Here is a 15,463-nt window from a genome sequence, read left to right on the forward strand (position 1 = left end):
CGAAGGCCATTATCGCGTCCTTCGAGCAAATTGGGGGGCTTTTTGCAGCGCGCGATTGCGGCCACGCCGCCCCAAGCGCAAATGCCCCCGCAGGGGCACGAAAGCGCGCAAGCCGCGGCCTGCGCGGCGATCCGTGGCGCGGCCCGCAGGCAGGCCAATCGGAGCGAGGCCAAGGCGGCGGCCGCGCTTATCTTTCGTCAAAGCGCGGCGGGCGGCGGCTCGTCTATCATAGGCGCATCAGCGGCCCGCCACGGCCTGCCGGGACCGCTCTTTTCAATCATTAACAATTCTCGCTCCCGATTCCCATGTCCACGCCCGCCCCCACCTTGAGCCACCTGGATGAAGCCGGCCAGGTCCGCATGGTCGACGTTATCGGCAAGACCGACACCGAACGCGTCGCCATCGCCACCGCCGGCGTCCGCATGAATGCGGTGGCCTACGGCCTGCTGACGCAGCCCGGCCAGGGCAAGGGCGAAGTGCTCAACACCGCGCGCGTCGCCGCCATCCTGGCGGCCAAGCGCTGCGCAGAGCTCATCCCCCTGTGCCACAGCCTGCCGCTGTCGTTCGTCGGCGTCGAATTCGCGCTGGACGACGCGGCGCACCGCATCGACATCCTGGCCACCTGCCGCACCAGCTACAAGACCGGCGTCGAAATGGAAGCCATGACCGCGTGCAGCGTCGCCGCGCTGACCATCTACGACATGTGCAAGGCGGCCGACAAGGGCATCGTGATCGAACAAGTTCGCCTGAAGTACAAGGCGGGAGGTAAAAGCGGTGAATGGCGCAACGATTAACCTGCTGTATTTCGCCCGCGTCGCCGAACTGGTCGGCAAGCGCGCGGAGGCCTGGCCGCTGGACGGCGAGTCCACCGGCGCGCAGTTGCTGGCCGCGCTTGGCGAACGCTATCCGCAGCTGGCGCCGGCCGGCCGCCTGAAGCTGGCCATCAACCAGACCCACGCCAAGCCGTCGGCGCCGATCCGCGCTGGCGACGAGGTCGCGGTGTTCGAACCCGTCACCGGAGGCTGAGCGCCATGGTCATCGTGCAGGAAGCCGACTTCGACGGCGCCGCGCTCACCGCCGCCCTGCGCGCCAGCGCCGGGCCGGGCGTGGGCGGCATCGTCACCTTCGTGGGCTACGTGCGCGACTACGCGCCGGACACGCCCACCGACACGCTCTACCTGGAACACTACCCCGGCATGTGCGAGCGCGAGCTCGAAGACATCGCCGCCACCGCCCGCGCGCGCTGGAACCTGGACGGCACGGTGATCGTGCACCGGGTCGGCGCCCTGGCGCGCAATGCCCAGATCGTGTTCGTGGCCGCGGCCAGCGCCCATCGCGGCGACGCCTTTCGCGGCTGCGAATTCATCATCGACGCGCTCAAGACCCGCGCGCCCTTCTGGAAGCGCGAAACCCTGGCCGGTGGCAACAGCTTCTGGGTGGAACAGCGCCAATCCGACCAGGACCGCACGCAGTCCTGGGACGCCGACACCCCGACCCCCAAGGAGACTCCATGAACGACGCCTCCCCCGTCTCGCTGGCCTGCGCCGTGCTGACGGTCAGCGACACCCGCAGCGCCGGCGACGACACCTCCGGCAACCTGCTGGCCAACAGCCTGGCCCAGGCCGGCCACCAATGCGTGCGGCGCGACATATCCAAGGACAACGTCTACCAGATCCGGCGCGTCATCAGCGACTGGATCGCGGACCCCGAGGTGCAGGTCATCCTGACCACCGGCGGCACCGGCTTCTCGCATGGCGACCACGTGCCGCAGGCCATCCTGCCGCTGCTGGACCGCGAGATTCCCGGCTTCGGGGAGCTGTTCCGCCAGATTTCCTACGAGGAGATCGGCAGCTCGACCATCCAGTCGCGCGCCTTTGCCGGCGAGGCCAACCAGACGCTGCTGTTCTGCCTGCCCGGTTCGAACAACGCCTGCGAGACCGCCTGGAACCGCATCATCCGCGAGCAGCTGGACAGCGGCCAACGCCCCTGCAATTTCGCCACGCACTTCCAACCCCGCGACCAAGAAGACCACTGATACCCATGCTGGATTTCGACCAAGCCCAGACCCTGCTGGCCAACGCGGCCGCCCCCCTCGCGCGCCGCGAACACGTCGGCCTGGATGACGCCCCGGGGCGCGTGCTGGCGGCCGACCTCGACGCCACGGTGGACATCCCGCCGGCCGACAACAGCGCCATGGACGGCTATGCGCTGCGCCTGGCCGACTGGCAGCCGGGCGCGCGCCTGCCGATCCAGCAGCGCTGCTACGCAGGCGACACGCCCGAGCCGCTCAAGCCCGGCCACGCCATCCGCCTGTTCACCGGCAGCCTTATCCCCGCAGGCGCCGACGTGGTGGTGATGCAGGAAGACACGCACGAGGCCGACGAGCAGGTCGAGATCACGCGCCAGCCGCGTCCCGGCCAGCACATCCGCCTGCGCGGCGAAGACACCCTGGCCGGCGCCCCGCTGCTGCCCGCCGGCACGCAATTGCAGGCCGCCCACGTGGCACTGCTGGCCTCGCAGGGCCTGGCCAGCGTGCCGGTCTACGGCCGCCTGCGGGTGGGCATCCTGACCACCGGCGACGAACTGGTGGCCCCCGGCGGTGCGCGTGAACCGGCGCAGATCTACAACTCCAACGGCCCGATGCTGGCCGCGCTGGTGCGCGGCATGGCCGCCGAGCCCGCCTTGGTGCTGCACGCGCGCGACACCGAGGACGACCTGCGAACCGCCTTCAAGCGCCTGCTGGCCGATTGCGACCTGGTGCTGAGCGTGGGCGGCGTGTCGGTCGGCGAGCGCGACCTGGTCAAGCCAGCGCTGGCCGCGTTGGGCGGCGAGCTGTCGCTGTGGAAGGTGCGCATGAAGCCGGGCAAGCCGGTGGCGCTGGCCATGATCGGCGACAAGCCGGTGGTCAGCCTGCCGGGTAATCCGGTGTCGGCCTACGCGGTGTTCGCCATGCTGGTGACGCCGCTGGTGCGCCGCATGCAGGGCCGCGAAGAGTTGTTCCCGCCGGTCAGCCGGCTGCCGCTGCGCACCGAGCATCCGCGTCTGGACAGCCGCGAGGAATTCCTGCGGGTGCAGCGCCGCACGGCCGACGACGGTGGCGCCGAACTGGTGCCTTACGGCCACCAGGGTTCGGGGGTGATCAGTTCATTGCCGTGGTCGACCGGGCTGGCGCGCCTGCCTGCCGACGTACGGGTGCAGGACCGCGACCGCGTGCCCTACTACGACCTGCGTCACTGGCTGGCGTAGCGCTCGGCCGCGGCCAGTTCCTCGGGCGTGTTCAGGTTCATGAACGCGCCGGGCGCGTCATCGAACGGCGCGCCCACGCCCCCCACGCGCGACTGCCACAGGCCGACCTTGCGTTCGCCGGCCGCGAGGTAGTCGCGCAGCAACGGCAGCAGCGACGTGCGCAACGCCATGCAGGCCGGATGGCGCTGGCCATCGGCCATCACATAGGCCAGCGGCGCGCCCGCCGCCCGCGCCGCCGCGATCAGGCGCTGGGCCAGATCCTCCGGCAGGAACGGTGTGTCGCACGGGGCCACGACCAGCCATTCGCAAGGCGCGGCGGCGGCCAGGCCGGCGGCAAGGCCCGCCAGCGGCCCCTGCCAGGCGCCCAGCGCATCGGTATCGTCGGCCACCACCCGGCCATAGCGGGCGTACATGCCGGCATTGCGGTTGGCGCTGAGGATGAGCGACCCGACCTGCGGCGCCAGGCGCCGCGCCACGTGCGCCACCAACGGTTCGCCACGCAGCGTGACCAGCCCCTTGTCGCTGCCCCGCATGCGCGAACCCTGCCCGCCGGCCAGGATCAGGCCCGCCACTTGCCGCCGATCGAACGCGGGCAACGTCTCAGCCACCGATGTAGCTCATTTCGACTTTGCGGGCCGGATCGGCCATGTTGCGGCCGCGCTGTTCGGAATAGTTGTCGCCGCGGGCGGCCCAGATGCCGGTGAGGATGGCGGCCAGCTCGTCGTCACTGGCGCCGTCGCGCAGCGGGGCGCGCAGGTCGTGGCCTTCGTGCCCGAACAGGCACAGGAACAGCTTGCCTTCGGGCGACAGGCGCGCCCGGGTACAACCGCCACAGAAGGCATGGGTGACGCTGGAGATGACGCCGATCTCGCCGGCGCCGTCGCGGTAGCGCCAGCGTTCGGCCACGCGGCCCATGTCATCGGTGGAGATCGGTTCGAGCGGATGGACCGCGCCGATGCGCGCCAGTATTTCCTGGCTGGGCACCACTTCGGTCAGGTTCCAGCCGTTGGTGTTGCCCACGTCCATATATTCGATGAAGCGCAGGATGTGGCCGCTGCCGCGAAAGCGCTCGGCCATCGGCAGGATCTGCGCGTCGTTCAGGCCGCGCCGCACCACCATGTTCACCTTGACGGGCGCCAGCCCGGCCGCCGCCGCCGCGTCGATGCCGCGCAGCACGTCGTCGGGCGTGAAGCCGCTGTCGCTCATGTCCTGGAACATGGACGCGTCCAGCGCGTCCAGGCTGACAGTGACGCGGTTAAGCCCCGCCTGCTTGAGTACGGCGGCCTTGCGTTCGAGCAGGCTGCCGTTGGTGGTGAGCGTCAGTTCCAGCGGCCGGCCCGCAGGCGTGCGCAAGCCGGACAGCAGGCCAACCAGGTTTTCCACATGCTTGCGCAGCAGCGGTTCGCCGCCCGTCAGGCGGATCTTCTCGATGCCCAGGCGGGTGAAGACGCCGGCCAGGCGCGCGATTTCCTCGAACGACAGCAGGTCGGCATGCCGCATGAAGGTGTAGCTGGTGTCGAACACCTCTCGCGGCATGCAGTAGGTACAGCGGAAATTGCAGCGGTCAGTGACCGAAATGCGCAGGTCGCGCAGCGGCCGCGCGCGCCGGTCGAGCGCGGGCTGGCCCGCGGCCGGCGGCGCGACGGGGGCCGGCCGTTCGGTGCGGCGATCGGCAAGGAGGATCACTTTGCTCATGGGAACATCATAGCCCGGCGTGTTCGGCAGCGCGCCTAGGAAAATGCCTCTTCCAGGGTTTGCAGGCGGCCGGTGTCACGCGCGTCGTAACCCACCAGTTGGCCGACGTAGCCGACGTAGTCGGGGCTGCGCATGATGGACAGCAGATCCTGCATGGCGGGGGTTTCCAGCGCGCTCTTGCGGATGGCGAAGAAATAGCGCTCGCGCACCAGCGGGATGAAGTCCAGGCCGAAGCGGCAGGCCGCGGTCTCCACGCCGACACCGGTGTCGGCCATGCCGCTGGCAATGTGCGCGGCAATCGCCATGTGGGTGAATTCGTTGGTCTCGTAGCCCTGCACCTCGCCGATCGACACGCCGGCGCGCTGCAGCATCAGGCCGACCAGGTAGCGGGTGCTGGAACCGATCTGGCGATTGACGAAGCGCACATCCTCGCGCGCCAGGTCGGCCATGCCGGTGATGCGCTTGGGATTGCCGGCCGTGACGAACAGCCCGGTATTGCGCACCGCCAGATGGATCAGCAGGTATTCGTCGGCATGCAGCCACTGCGCGTAGCGGTCCATGATGGGCGCCTCGAAATCGCCCAGCGGCACCTGGAAACCGGCCAGGTCGCACTCGTGCCGCTCCAGCGAGGCCAGGGCCTCGATCGCCGTGCGGTAGCGCAGCTCCAGCCCGGGCTTGCGCGCGCCCACGTGTTCCATCAGGGACTCGACCGCGAAGCCGTGGCTGGCATGCAGCCGCAGATGCGGACCGGTTTCGGGCAGCAGCCGCGCCAACTCTTCCTGCAGTTCAGACGCCATGCTGTCGAGCGTCGGCATCAGCCGCGCCTCGATGCGGCGGTTGGCCCACAGCAACCGCTGCGCGAACGGCGACAACTGCGTGCCCTGGCGTCGGTTGGTGATCAGCAACTGGGTGCCGAAGATGCCCTCGAAGCGGCGCAGCACGCCCCACGCATGCCGGTAGGACAGGTCACAGGCGCGACAGGCGCCGGCGATATTGCCGGTGGCGTCGATGGCGGCCAGCAGCGCCAGCATGTCCTGCAAGGGCACCGGCGTGCCGTCGTCTCCGTCCAAAGTCCATTGCGGCCGCAGGCCGAGTCGGAACTTATATGTCATTTATTTCTTATTGAAGGCGATTAATTACCTGTTTAGAGTACACAAATAACACGACGCACGGTTATTTTATATGCTTTTTAAAGCATATTAATTTTCCGGGCGACTCACCACAACAGAAGCCCCTACCCTACGGGCTCCCAGCACGACAGGAGGAGACCGCCATGCGCCAGCGCGAGGCAAAATCCGATCTGGCTTCCACCGGCGGCGCCCGTGGCGGCGCCTTGGCCCTGGACGCGGCCCAGGCATCCGCCAGCCCCGCGGTGGCTGCCGCCGCCCGCATCGTGGCCCAATTGAAGGACCAGCCCGGTCCGCTGCTGCCGATCCTGCACGCGGTCCAGCATGAATTGGGCTGTATTCCGGCCGAGGCGGTGCAGACCATCGCCGAGGCCCTGAACCTGTCCCGCGCCGAAGTCCATGGCGTCATCACCTTTTACCCCCATTTCCGTAGCGTGCCCGCGGGCCGCCACACGCTGGAAGTGTGCCGCGCCGAATCCTGCCAGGCGATGGGCGGCGAACAACTGGCCGAGCACGCGCGCCAGGCGCTGGGCTGTGACTTCCACGCCAGCACGCGCGACGGCGACTTCACGCTGGAGCCGGTGTACTGCCTGGGCCTGTGCGCCCAGTCGCCGGCGGTGATGCTGGACGGCCAGCCGCACGCCCGCGTCACGCCGGCCAAGCTCGACCGCCTGCTGCATCGCGCACGGGAGGCCAAGCAATGAGCACCCCCACCCTGATCTACGTGCCGCGCGACGCCGCGGCGCTGGCCATGGACGCCGACGCCGTGGCCGCCGCCATCGAACTGGCCGCCGACGAACGCGGCCTGGCCGTGCAGGTGGTGCGCAACGGCTCGCGCGGCTTGCTGTGGCTGGAACCGCTGGTGGAGATAAACACGCCCCAGGGCCGCCTGGCCTACGGGCCGGTGCAGCCCGAGGACGTGCCGGCGCTGTTCGACGCCGGCTGGCTGACGGGCGGCGCGCATCCGCTGGGTCTGGGCCTGACCGAGGAAATTCCTTATCTCAAGCAGCAGGAACGCCTGACCTTCGCCCGCGTCGGCGTGATCGATCCGCTGTCGCTGCAGGATTACGCCGCGCACGGCGGCCTGCAGGGCCTGAAGCGCGCGCTGGCCATGGAGCCGGCCGCCATCGTCGAAGAGATGGTCACCTCCGGCCTGCGCGGACGCGGTGGCGCGGCCTTTCCCACCGGCATCAAGTGGAAAACGGTGCTGGGCTCGCCGGCCGACCGCAAGTACATCGTGTGCAACGCCGACGAGGGCGATTCGGGCACCTTCGCCGACCGCCTGCTGATGGAAGGCGACCCCTACGTGCTGATCGAGGGCATGACCATCGCCGGCCTGGCGGTGGGCGCCACCTACGGCTATATCTACGTGCGTTCCGAATACCCCCACGCCATCGCCACGCTGGAGGCCGCCATCGAGCGGGCGCGCAGCGTCGGCTGGCTGGGCGACGACGTGCACGGCAGCGGCCGCCGTTTCGACCTGGAAGTGCGCAAGGGCGCCGGCGCCTACATCTGCGGCGAGGAAACCTCGCTGCTCGAAAGCATCGAGGGCAAGCGCGGCGTGGTGCGCGCCAAGCCGCCGCTGCCGGCGATCTCGGGCCTGTTCGGCAAACCCACCGTGATCAACAACGTGATCTCGCTGGCGACGGTGCCGATCATCCTGGCCAAGGGCGCGGCCTATTACCGCGACTACGGCGTGGGCCGCTCGCACGGCACGCTGCCGTTCCAGCTCGCCGGCAACCTCAAGCAGGGCGGGCTGGTGGAAAAGGCCTTCGGCCTGAGCCTGCGCGACCTGCTCTACACCTTTGGCGGCGGCAGCGCCTCGGGCCGGCCGCTGCGCGCGGTGCAGGTCGGCGGCCCGCTGGGCGCCTATCTGCCGGAATCGCAGTGGGACGTGCCGCTGGACTACGAAGCCTATGTCCAGATCTCGGCCATGATCGGCCACGGCGGCCTGGTGGCATTCGACGACACGGTCGACATGATGCGCATGGCGCGCTATGCCATGGAGTTCTGCGCCATCGAATCCTGTGGCAAGTGCACGCCCTGTCGCATCGGTTCCACCCGCGGCATGGAAACCCTGGACAAGATCGCCGCGGGCGGCCCGGGGCGCGAACAGCAGGTTCACCTGCTGCGCGACCTGTGCGACACCATGCTGGGCGGATCGCTGTGCGCGCTGGGCGGCATGGCGCCCTATCCGGTGCTGTCCGCGCTGAACCACTTCCCGCAGGACTTCGGCATCGAGTCCTCGCAGTCCGCCGCCCACCCCGCCTGAATCCGAGACCGCCATGCTAGAAACCGTCATCAAGCGCGACCGCGATCTGGGCACCCCGGCGCGGGTGTCCGAAAAAACCGTTACCCTGACCATCGACGGCCAGGAGATCACCGTGGCCGAAGGCACCTCGCTGATGCGCGCGGCCGCCGAGGCCGGCATCAACATCCCCAAGCTGTGCGCCACCGACAGCCTGGAGCCGTTCGGCTCGTGCCGCCTGTGCCTGGTGCAGATCGAGGGCCGCCGCGGCTATCCCGCCTCGTGCACCACGCCGGCCGAGAACGGCATGGTGGTGTTCACCGAGACGCCCAAGCTGCACGACCTGCGGCGCGGGGTGATGGAGCTGTACATCTCCGACCACCCGCTGGACTGCCTGACCTGTCCGGCCAACGGCGACTGCGAACTGCAGGACATGGCCGGCGTGGTGGGCCTGCGCAACGTGCGCTATGGCTATGACGGCGCCAATCACTTGAAGAGCGAGAAGGACGAGTCCAACCCGTACTTCACCTATGACGCCTCCAAGTGCATCGTCTGCAACCGCTGCGTGCGCGCCTGCGAGGAAACCCAGGGCACCTTCGCGCTGACGATCTCGGGCAAGGGCTTCGAATCGCGCGTGTCGCCGGGGCAGGACCAGCCGTTCCTGGAGAGCGAATGCGTGTCCTGCGGCGCCTGCGTGCAGGCCTGTCCGACCTCGACCCTGCAGGAAAAGACCGTCATCATGATGGGCCAGGCCGAGCACTCGGTCGTCACCACCTGCGCCTATTGCGGCGTGGGCTGCGGCTTCAAGGCCGAGATGAAGGGCCAGGAAGTGGTGCGCATGGTGCCATGGAAGGACGGCCAGGCCAACCGCGGCCATTCCTGCGTCAAGGGCCGCTTCGCCTGGGGCTACGCCACCCACAAGGAACGCGTGCTCAAGCCGATGATCCGCAAACACATCACCGATTCGTGGCGCGAAGTGTCCTGGGAAGAGGCGATCGAGTACGCGGCTTCCGAATTCCGCCGCATCCAGGGCCAATATGGCCGCGACGCGGTCGGCGGCATCACCTCTTCGCGCTGCACCAACGAGGAAACCTGGCTGGTGCAGAAGCTGGTGCGCGCCGCGTTCGGCACCAACAACGTCGACACCTGCGCCCGCGTCTGCCATTCGCCCACGGGCTATGGCCTGAAACAGACGCTGGGCGAATCCGCCGGCACCCAGACCTTCGACTCGGTGATGCACACCGACGTGGTCATCGTCATGGGCGCCAACCCGTCCAGCGGCCACCCGGTGTTCGCCTCGCGCCTGAAGCGTCGCCTGCGCCAGGGCGCGCGCCTGATCGTGATCGACCCGCGCCGCATCGAGCTGGTGAGCTCGCCGCACATCAAGGCCGACTTCCACCTGCAGGTGCGGCCCGGCACCAACACCGCGCTGCTGTCGTCCATGGCGCACGTGATCGCCACCGAAGGGCTGATCGACGAGGCCTACGTGGCCGAGCGCTGCGAAGCCAAGGCGTTCCAGGAATGGCGCGATTTCGTGTCGCTGCCCGAGAATTCGCCCGAAGCCATGGCCGAGATCACCGGCGTGCCGGCGCAGGCCGTGCGCGGCGCGGCGCGCCTGTTCGCCACCGGCGGCAACGGCTCGATCTACTACGGCCTGGGCGTGACCGAGCACAGCCAGGGTTCCACCACCGTCATGGCCATCGCCAACCTGGCCATGGCCACCGGCAACGTCGGCCGCGAAGGCGTGGGCGTGAACCCGCTGCGCGGCCAGAACAACGTGCAGGGCTCGTGCGACATGGGCTCGTTCCCGCACGAGCTGCCGGGCTACCGCCATATTTCCGACAACGTGGCGCGGGCGCAGTTCGAGCAGGACTGGGGCGTGACGCTGCAACCCGAGCCCGGCCTGCGCATTCCCAATATGTTCGAGGCCGCGCTGGGCGGCACCTTCAAGGGCCTGTATTGCCAGGGCGAGGACATCGTGCAGTCCGATCCCAACACACAGCACGTGGCGGCGTCGCTGGCGGCGATGGAATGCATCGTGGTGCAGGACCTGTTCCTGAACGAGACCGCCAAGTACGCGCACGTGTTCCTGCCGGGGTCGTCGTTCCTGGAGAAGGACGGCACTTTCACCAACGCCGAGCGCCGCATCTCGCGCGTGCGCAAGGTGATGGAGCCGAAGAACGGCAAGGCCGACTGGGAAGTGACCGTGGCGCTGTCGAACGCGCTGGGCTACCCCATGAACTACCGCCACCCGCGCGAGATCATGGAAGAGATCGCGCGCCTGACGCCGACCTTCAGCGGCGTCAGCTACGAAAAACTGGACAAGCTGGGCAGCCTGCAATGGCCGTGCAACGATGACGCGCCCGAAGGCACGCCGATCATGCACATCGACGCCTTCGTGCGCGGCAAGGGCAAGTTCATGATCACCAAGTACGTGCCAACGGATGAGCGCAGCACGCGCCGCTTCCCATTGCTCTTGACCACCGGCCGCATCCTGTCGCAATACAACGTGGGCGCGCAGACCCGCCGCACGCCCAACGTCATGTGGCACAGCGAGGACGTGCTGGAGATCCATCCGCAGGACGCCGAGGACCGCGGCGTGAAGGAAGGCGACTGGGTCGGCATCCAGAGCCGCTCGGGCGAGACGGTGCTGCGCGCGACCCTGACCGACCGGGTGCAGCCGGGCGTGGTATACACCACCTTCCACTTCCCCGAGTCCGGCGCCAACGTCGTCACCACCGACAGTTCCGACTGGGCCACCAACTGCCCCGAGTACAAGGTCACGGCGGTGCAGGTCACGCGCGTGTCCCAGCCGTCGGAATGGCAGCGGCAATGGTCGCGCTTCGCGGACATCCAGCAGAAGCTGTTGCGTGAACGCTCGCGCGAAAGCGAAGCCGCGATGTCGGGGAAATAACCCCCGACAGCCGGCCGGAGCCGCCATGGACCACAGCCCCTCCTCCCCCGCCGACCGCCGCGAGTACGCGGCGGCCGAGGTGACCCGCGTGCGGGCCGGCGCCCTCATGCCCGGCGCCGAGCCCGACCGCCTGGCCGAGGAAACTCCGGTGGCGCTGGAGTTCAACGGCATCAGCCATGCCACCATGCTGGCCACGCCGACCGACCTGGAGGACTTCGCCGTCGGCTTTTCGCTGTCGGAAGGCATCATCGACGGCGTGGCCGACTTGCGCGGCATCGACGTGCTGCCGCAGTGCGACGGCATCGTGGTGCAGATCGAAATATCCAGCGCCTGCGAAGCGCGCCTGAAATCGCGCCGCCGCGCCATGGCCGGGCGCACCGGCTGCGGGCTGTGCGGCGTCGAGACGCTGCCCGAGGTGCTGCGGCCGGTGGCGCCGGTGCCGGCCGGCGCGCCGCTGCCGGTGGGCGCGGTGCTGCGGGCGATGCGCGACATGCGCGCACGCCAGGCGCTGCATGACCTGACCGGCGCCACCCACGCCGCCGGCTGGGCCGACGCCAGCGGCGCCGTGGCGCTGGTGCGCGAGGACGTGGGCCGCCACAACGCGCTCGACAAGCTGATCGGCGCGCTGGCGCGCCAGGCCCGACCCGCCGCGCATGGCGTGGTGCTGGTGTCCAGCCGCGCCAGCTTCGAGATGGTGCAAAAGACCGCCGCCACCGGCGTCGGCATCCTGGCAGCGGTGTCGGCCCCCACCGCGCTGGCCGTGCGCCTTGCCGACAGCGCCGGCATCGCGCTCCTGGGCTTTCTGCGCAACGACGACGCCACCCTGTATTCCCACCCCGAACGCATCACTTCCTAGACCGGACGCGACACACGCATGGAAATCGGCAATCTGATCCGCATGGCCAACCGCATCGGCCAATTCTTCGAAGCCATGCCGCTGCGGCCGGAAGCGGTGGAGGGCGTGGCCAACCATATCCATAAATTCTGGGAGCCCCGCATGCGCAACGAGCTGCTGGACTTCCTGGCGCGCCACCCCGATGGCGACGCCGGCGAACAACAATTGCATCCGCTGGTGCTGGAGGCCGTCACGCAAAACCGCGACCGCCTGACGCCGCGGGCGCGCGTGCCTTGACCGGCTGACGCGCCCGCCCCCCGCGCACCGGCAACGGTGCGCCCCGGGCGGCAAGCTTTACCGCAGCAAAGGGTTCAACAAGAGACGGCGGGACTGGATCTTTCCAGCCAACGCACGCTATAAAGCCGCACCCCGAGGAGACCTCATGGAAAGCACTGCAACGCTAGACCTGCCCGGCGCCAAGCCGGGTTTCCTGGACAAGGAACGCACCATCGCCGGGCCGGGATTTTCCCGCTGGCTGGTACCCCCGGCCGCCCTGGCCATCCACCTGTGCATCGGCATGGCCTACGGGTTTTCGGTGTTCTGGCTGCCGCTGTCCAAGGCGGTAGGCGGCGCCCAGCCGCTGGCCTGCCCGCCCGACATGAGCCTGATGGCCGAGCTGTTCACCACCAGTTGCGACTGGAAGATCTCCACCATGGGGTGGATGTACACGCTGTTCTTCGTGCTGCTGGGCTGCTCGGCGGCGCTGTGGGGCGGCTGGCTGGAACGCGCCGGCCCGCGCAAGGCCGGCGTGGTGTCGGCATTGTGCTGGTGCGGCGGTCTGGTGATCTCGGCCTTCGGCGTCTATCTGCACCAGATGTGGATGCTGTGGCTGGGCTCGGGCGTGATCGGCGGCATCGGGCTGGGGCTGGGCTACATCTCGCCGGTCAGCACGCTGATCAAGTGGTTCCCGGACCGCCGCGGCATGGCGACCGGCATGGCCATCATGGGTTTCGGCGGCGGCGCCATGATCGGCGCGCCGCTGGCCGACCTGCTGATGCGCCATTTCGCCACGCCCACCTCGCCTGGCGTGTGGCAGACCTTCCTGACCATGGCGCTGGTGTACTTCATCTTCATGATGTCGGGCGCGCTGGGCTACCGCGTGCCGCCCACCGGCTGGAAGCCGGAAGGCTGGACCGCCCCCGCCAAGCACGCCAACAACGCCATGATCACCAAGGGCCACGTGCACGTGAAGCGGGTCTGGGGCGTGCCGCAGTTCTGGCTGGTATGGCTGGTGCTGTGCCTTAACGTGACCGCCGGCATCGGCATCCTGGGCATGGCCTCGCCGCTGCTGCAGGAAGTGTTTGGCGGGGGCCTGATCAACAAGCCGGAACTGGGCTACGGCCAGCTCGACAAGGCCCAGTTGGCCTCGATCGCCGCCATCGCCGCGGGCTTCACCGGCCTGCTCAGCCTGTTCAACATCGGCGGCCGCTTCTTCTGGGCCAGCCTGTCGGACAAACTTGGCCGCAAGATGACCTACCTGGTTTTCTTCGTGCTCGGCTTCGTGCTGTACGCGGCGATTCCCTGGACGGCCCACATGGGCGCGCTGGCGCTGTTCGTGGCCGCATTCTGCGTCATCCTTTCGATGTACGGCGGCGGCTTCGCCACGGTGCCGGCCTACCTGGCGGACCTGTTCGGTACGCAGATGGTGGGCGCCATCCACGGCCGCCTGCTGACGGCGTGGTCGGCGGCCGGTATCTTCGGCCCGGTGCTGGTCAATTACATCCGCGAGTACCAGTTGTCCATGGGCGTGCCGCGGGCGCAGGTCTACGACATCACCATGTACATCCTGGCGGGCATGCTGGTGCTGGGATTCCTCTGCAACCTGGCGATCCGCCCGGTGAATCCCAAGTACTTCATGAGCGACGCGGAACTGGCGCGCGAGAAGGCCCTGGCCCATGAACGCGCGGCGGCCGCCGAGACCCACGGCGTGGGCGCCTCGACCTTCCGCACGCCGTTCGCGCTGGTGCTGTTCGCCTGGGCCTGCGTCGGCATCCCGCTGGCCTGGGGCATCTGGATCACGCTGCAGAAGGCGGTGGTGCTGTTCCACTGATATGAACCCGACGGGCGGCGCCGCGCGCCGTCCGCCGCCCCCCGGGCGCGAAGCTGCTACATTGGCAGCCCGCGCCCTTTCTTTTTTCTTCCCCTGGATTCCCCCCGCCTCATGCCCCTCCCGCCCCACACGCCGTCCTTGCCCGGAGCGCTCCGTTGACCCAGCCTGAACTGCATTGGACAGAGGGCGAGGCCCCGGACCAGACCCATCACACCGCCCGCTGGCGCTCGGAGTCCGGCGCCACGCCACCCAAGCGGGTGGTGCTGGCCGACGACCGCACCACGGCGGACGCGGCCTATCGCCTGGCCTGCGAAGGCGTGGGCCTGCTGTGGCGCGGCGACTTCCAGAACGCGCGCCAGTTGCTGCAGGCCATCACGCGCCGGGTCGACAAGCGCCCGCGCAAGCCGGTCGAGAGCATGCTGGAGGCCTTCAATCAGCGTCGCCAGATCCAGTCGCAGCGTGCCCGCATCCTCGGCATGCTGCTGATTCCGTTCGACGCCGGCCACGGCATTGCGCTGCGCCGGGCGCCGGATGCGCGCCAGGCCTGCGAGGAAGCCCACGGCCCGGCCAACGAGCCTTATGTGGCTTCGTTGCGCGAACTGCTGGGCCTGATCGGCGCCTTCGAATGGCGCAAGAAAGGCGTGGAGATTCCCGCGCTGGACAACCGGATCCACCCGCACTACGGCGTGTTTTCGCCGGTGCGCGGCGAGTACATCGATCTGGTGGCGCGCACCCCGATGCCGCGCGGCAGCGTGGCCTTCGATATCGGCACCGGCACCGGCGTGCTGGCGGCGGTGCTGGCGCGCCGCGGCGGCAAGCGCGTCATCGCCACCGATATGGACCCGCGGGCGCTGGCCTGCGCCCGCGACAACCTGGAACGGCTGGGCCTGGCCAGGCAGGTCGAGGTGCTGCAGGCCGACCTGTTCCCCGAAGGGCGGGTGTCGCTGGCCGTCTGCAATCCGCCATGGCTGCCGGCGCGCCCCAGTTCACCCATCGAGCACGCCGTGTACGACCCCGACAGCCGCATGCTGCGCGGTTTCCTGAACGGCCTGACAGCGCACCTGACACCCAACGGCGAAGGCTGGTTGATCCTGTCGGACCTGGCCGAGCACCTGGGCCTGCGCACCCGCGAGCAATTGCTGGAAATGATCGAGCAGGCCGGACTGCGCGTGGTGGAACGCCTCGATACGCGCCCCACGCATGGCCGCGCCAGTGACCCCGCCGACCCGCTGCACGCGGCGCGCTCGAAGGAAGTCACGTCGTTGTGGCGGCTGGCCGCGGCCTGAGC

General features: G+C 68.9%; 15 protein-coding genes. 12 read left to right on the top strand and 3 right to left on the bottom strand.

What is annotated here, in order from left to right:
• The first annotated feature begins 305 nt into the window (after window positions 1-305).
• The 5 genes from moaC to AC6LKG_RS09600 are packed head-to-tail and all read left to right on the top strand — an operon-like array spanning window position 306 to window position 3,246.
• The gene (moaC, locus tag AC6LKG_RS09580) at window positions 306-794 is read left to right on the top strand and encodes a cyclic pyranopterin monophosphate synthase MoaC (protein WP_498164092.1); all 489 of its coding nucleotides are present in this window, start codon (window positions 306-308) and stop codon (window positions 792-794) included.
• The gene (locus AC6LKG_RS09585; protein ID WP_020926652.1) at window positions 775-1,026 is read left to right on the top strand and encodes a MoaD/ThiS family protein; all 252 of its coding nucleotides are present in this window, start codon (window positions 775-777) and stop codon (window positions 1,024-1,026) included. Before moaC ends, AC6LKG_RS09585 begins: the two co-directional genes overlap by 20 nt.
• Before the next feature lie 5 nt (window positions 1,027-1,031).
• The gene (locus tag AC6LKG_RS09590) at window positions 1,032-1,514 is read left to right on the top strand and encodes a molybdenum cofactor biosynthesis protein MoaE (RefSeq protein ID WP_498164093.1); all 483 of its coding nucleotides are present in this window, start codon (window positions 1,032-1,034) and stop codon (window positions 1,512-1,514) included.
• A complete protein-coding gene (moaB, locus tag AC6LKG_RS09595) occupies window positions 1,511-2,035 on the top strand; it encodes a molybdenum cofactor biosynthesis protein B (protein ID WP_498164094.1) in 525 nt (174 codons plus the stop codon). The genes AC6LKG_RS09590 and moaB overlap by 4 nt, the downstream gene beginning before the upstream one ends.
• Before the next feature lie 5 nt (window positions 2,036-2,040).
• Complete coding sequence (locus AC6LKG_RS09600) at window positions 2,041-3,246, top strand: molybdopterin molybdotransferase MoeA (RefSeq protein WP_498164095.1); 1,206 nt, start codon at window positions 2,041-2,043, stop codon at window positions 3,244-3,246.
• Here the strand turns inward: AC6LKG_RS09600 and mobA are convergent.
• From mobA to AC6LKG_RS09615, 3 genes are read right to left on the bottom strand one after another with little or no spacing between them, the layout of a single operon-like run.
• Window positions 3,231-3,854: a molybdenum cofactor guanylyltransferase MobA gene (mobA, locus tag AC6LKG_RS09605; protein ID WP_498164096.1), complete on the bottom strand. Its 624-nt coding sequence runs from the start codon at window positions 3,852-3,854 to the stop codon at window positions 3,231-3,233. The genes AC6LKG_RS09600 and mobA overlap by 16 nt on opposite strands.
• The gene (gene moaA, locus AC6LKG_RS09610; protein ID WP_498164097.1) at window positions 3,847-4,941 is read right to left on the bottom strand and encodes a GTP 3',8-cyclase MoaA; all 1,095 of its coding nucleotides are present in this window, start codon (window positions 4,939-4,941) and stop codon (window positions 3,847-3,849) included. Before moaA ends, mobA begins: the two co-directional genes overlap by 8 nt.
• Window positions 4,942-4,976: 35 nt before the next feature.
• Window positions 4,977-6,053: a substrate-binding domain-containing protein gene (locus AC6LKG_RS09615; RefSeq protein ID WP_498164098.1), complete on the bottom strand. Its 1,077-nt coding sequence runs from the start codon at window positions 6,051-6,053 to the stop codon at window positions 4,977-4,979.
• 161 nt (window positions 6,054-6,214) lie between these two features.
• On the opposite strand from AC6LKG_RS09615, the gene AC6LKG_RS09620 reads away from it, so the two are divergent.
• From AC6LKG_RS09620 to AC6LKG_RS09650, 7 genes are all read left to right on the top strand, one after another.
• Window positions 6,215-6,772 carry a formate dehydrogenase subunit gamma gene (locus tag AC6LKG_RS09620; RefSeq protein WP_498164099.1) on the top strand — a complete coding sequence of 186 codons (558 nt, stop codon included), beginning with the start codon at window positions 6,215-6,217 and terminating at the stop codon, window positions 6,770-6,772.
• Window positions 6,769-8,340 carry a formate dehydrogenase beta subunit gene (locus AC6LKG_RS09625; protein ID WP_498164100.1) on the top strand — a complete coding sequence of 524 codons (1,572 nt, stop codon included), beginning with the start codon at window positions 6,769-6,771 and terminating at the stop codon, window positions 8,338-8,340. The genes AC6LKG_RS09620 and AC6LKG_RS09625 overlap by 4 nt, the downstream gene beginning before the upstream one ends.
• Window positions 8,341-8,353: 13 nt before the next feature.
• On the top strand, window positions 8,354-11,230 hold the full coding sequence (gene fdhF, locus AC6LKG_RS09630; RefSeq protein ID WP_498164101.1) for a formate dehydrogenase subunit alpha: 2,877 nt from the start codon (window positions 8,354-8,356) through the stop codon (window positions 11,228-11,230).
• 25 nt (window positions 11,231-11,255) lie between these two features.
• Window positions 11,256-12,086: a formate dehydrogenase accessory sulfurtransferase FdhD gene (gene fdhD, locus AC6LKG_RS09635; protein ID WP_498164102.1), complete on the top strand. Its 831-nt coding sequence runs from the start codon at window positions 11,256-11,258 to the stop codon at window positions 12,084-12,086.
• Between the two features lie 18 nt (window positions 12,087-12,104).
• Window positions 12,105-12,362 (top strand): formate dehydrogenase subunit delta, encoded by a 258-nt coding sequence (locus AC6LKG_RS09640; RefSeq protein ID WP_498164103.1) that lies wholly within the window; start codon window positions 12,105-12,107, stop codon window positions 12,360-12,362.
• A 145-nt stretch (window positions 12,363-12,507) separates the two neighbouring features.
• Window positions 12,508-14,175, top strand: coding sequence for an OFA family MFS transporter (locus tag AC6LKG_RS09645; protein WP_498164104.1), 1,668 nt, complete (start codon window positions 12,508-12,510; stop codon window positions 14,173-14,175).
• 155 nt (window positions 14,176-14,330) lie between these two features.
• Window positions 14,331-15,461, top strand: a complete 1,131-nt coding sequence (locus AC6LKG_RS09650) for a methyltransferase (RefSeq protein ID WP_498164105.1) — start codon at window positions 14,331-14,333, stop codon at window positions 15,459-15,461.
• Window positions 15,462-15,463 lie beyond the last annotated feature (2 nt).

Source organism: Achromobacter sp. 46006 (assembly GCF_059761975.1).